Annotated in this window: 3 protein-coding genes; all 3 read left to right on the top strand. The window is 62.4% G+C overall.

The features are described from left to right. The first annotated feature begins 133 nt into the window (after positions 1–133). The gene (locus tag ACE04F_RS06620; protein WP_486105518.1) at positions 134–970 is read left to right on the top strand and encodes an AraC family transcriptional regulator; all 837 of its coding nucleotides are present in this window, start codon (positions 134–136) and stop codon (positions 968–970) included. A 54-nt stretch (positions 971–1,024) separates the two neighbouring features. After that, positions 1,025–1,627, top strand: coding sequence for a LysE family translocator (locus ACE04F_RS06625; protein WP_305500927.1), 603 nt, complete (start codon positions 1,025–1,027; stop codon positions 1,625–1,627). Between the two features lie 153 nt (positions 1,628–1,780). Continuing rightward, the gene (locus ACE04F_RS06630; RefSeq protein ID WP_486105519.1) at positions 1,781–2,107 is read left to right on the top strand and encodes a four-helix bundle copper-binding protein; all 327 of its coding nucleotides are present in this window, start codon (positions 1,781–1,783) and stop codon (positions 2,105–2,107) included. Positions 2,108–2,136: the final 29 nt, after the last annotated feature.

Here is a 2,136-nt window from a genome sequence, read left to right on the forward strand (position 1 = left end):
GATACACCGCCTTCGCGAGCAGGCTCGCTCCCACAGGAGGAACACAATGCCGGATTGAAACTGCACAAATCTTCCAGACCACCCCATCCAAGTCGTTTAATCTCAGCCAGCCGATACATAAACGAGACAGCCCATGACCGCGCGCAACTGGATCGATCTCAAGCAGGACGCCACGTCCGGCATCGAGACCGTGCGCGCGCATTTCGAGGGGCACGCCTACGATCCGCACTGGCACGATGCCTATCTGGTGGGCGTGACGGAGCAGGGCGTGCAGCAGTTCCATTGCCGTCAGCAGCAACACAACAGCACGCCGGGCAAGGTGTTCCTGCTTGAACCGGGGGAACTGCATGACGGTAACGCGCCGCACGAAAACGGGTTTACCTATCGCACCTTGTACCTGGAGCCGCAATGGCTGGAGCGCGAACTGCGCTCGTTGTTCGAGGATGCGCCAGACAACGCGCAACTGGGCTTTGCCGTCACGCTGAACGATGACGCGCGACTGGCAAGGGCAACCGCCGCGGCTTTCCAGAGCCTGCACGAACAGGACATCCTGATCGTCCGCCAGACCGCCCTCGATACGCTGCTGTCGAACCTCACTCAGCATTTGCACTGGCGAACACGGATCAATCCCGACCCACGTCTGCCACTGGTCGCCCAGCAGGCCCGGGATTATTTGCACAGCCACTTGAGCGAGGACATCAGCCTGGATGACCTGGCGCGCGTCACCGGCGTGGATCGTTTTCGCCTCAGTCGTGCGTTCAAGGCGGCCTTCGGCCTGGCGCCCCACGCGTATCTGATCCAGTTGCGCCTGGCCCGGGCGCGGCGATTGCTGGCCCGTGGCGAAAGCGCCGTGGTGGTCGCCGCCATGCTCGGCTTTGCCGACCAGAGTCACCTCGGCCGCTGGTTCCAGCGCGCCTATCGCATGAGCCCGGCGGATTACCGCAAGCGCTGCTCAATTGTTCCAGACTGAGCCCGGCTGCAACGCGATGATCAAGTCCACGATCATTCATCGAGAAGTTGCGCCATGGATCAGTTGTTGCCGTTTGCCTTGTTTGCGTTTGTCGCCTCCATCACCCCGGGTCCGACCAATATCCTGGTGCTGAGCCATAGCTCGCGCTTCGGCCTGGCGACCACCTGGCCGATCATCCTCGGCGCCTGCGCGGCTGCCGCGTTGCTGGTGTTGTTGGTGGGCACCGGGCTGGGCGACGTGCTGGCGCGACATGCGACGATTCAAACGGCGCTGTCCTGGGCCGGCATCGCCTGGCTGAGCTGGATGGCCTGGCAGATTTTCAGCGCACCGGCCGAGGCCATCGATCCAGACCGCCCGGTCGAAGGCCCACGGCTCGGCCTGGCGGGCGCCGCCGGCTTGCAACTGGTAAACCCGAAGACCTGGATGATGGCCCTAGCGGTGGTCAGCGTATTCGCTGGCGCCGAGGCAGACCGTACCGTGCGGGTGCTCTGGCTGTCCCTGGCGTTCTTTGCCATCTCCATTCCTTGCATGACCGCCTGGGCCTACCTGGGACGTGGCGCGGCGAAGTTCTGCCGTTCCGCCGTGGCGATGGGCCGCTTCAACCGCGTCATGGCCGTGTTGTTGCTGGTTTCGGCGTGGTTGACGCTGGTGGTCTGATCCAGGATGCAGGAAGACCGGCAGGCCGGTCCAGCTGACGAAAATGTAATTCTTCTTTTGAAACCCCCGGTTCATGGGCCGAGTCGCACGCTTATACCTGCCTGAACAGGCGGTATGCATTTTTTGAATCGACCTTCAAAAGAGGAGAGTGCCATGAACAGCCGTTATCAAACCTGCATCGACGAATGCCTCGCCTGCGCCATGACCTGCGAGGCCTGCGCCAGCGCTTGCCTGCAAGAAGAAAACGTTCAAATGATGGCCCGTTGCATTGAGCTGGACCGTGACTGCGCCGACCTGTGCCGCCTCGCGGCAACGCTGATGCAGCGTGACAGTCGGGTAGCGACGGATCTTTGCATCGTCTGCGCGAGCATCTGTCGGGCTTGTGGTGAAGAATGCGCGAAACATGAAGCGGGCCACTGTCAGGATTGCGCCAAGGCCTGCCAGTCCTGCGCCGAAGCGTGTGAGCAGATGGCCGCCTGAGACCCGACTGAACCGGCAGCAACGACAGG

The organism is Pseudomonas sp. AGC41 (genome assembly GCF_057334555.1).

Bases quoted from the DNA above. Each gene is read 5' to 3' on its own strand.
- ACE04F_RS06620 (WP_486105518.1), top strand. From the start codon at position 134: ATGACCGCGCGCAACTGGATCGATCTCAAGCAGGACGCCACGTCCGGC.
- ACE04F_RS06625 (WP_305500927.1), top strand. From the start codon at position 1,025: ATGGATCAGTTGTTGCCGTTTGCCTTGTTTGCGTTTGTCGCCTCCATC.
- ACE04F_RS06630 (WP_486105519.1), top strand. From the start codon at position 1,781: ATGAACAGCCGTTATCAAACCTGCATCGACGAATGCCTCGCCTGCGCC.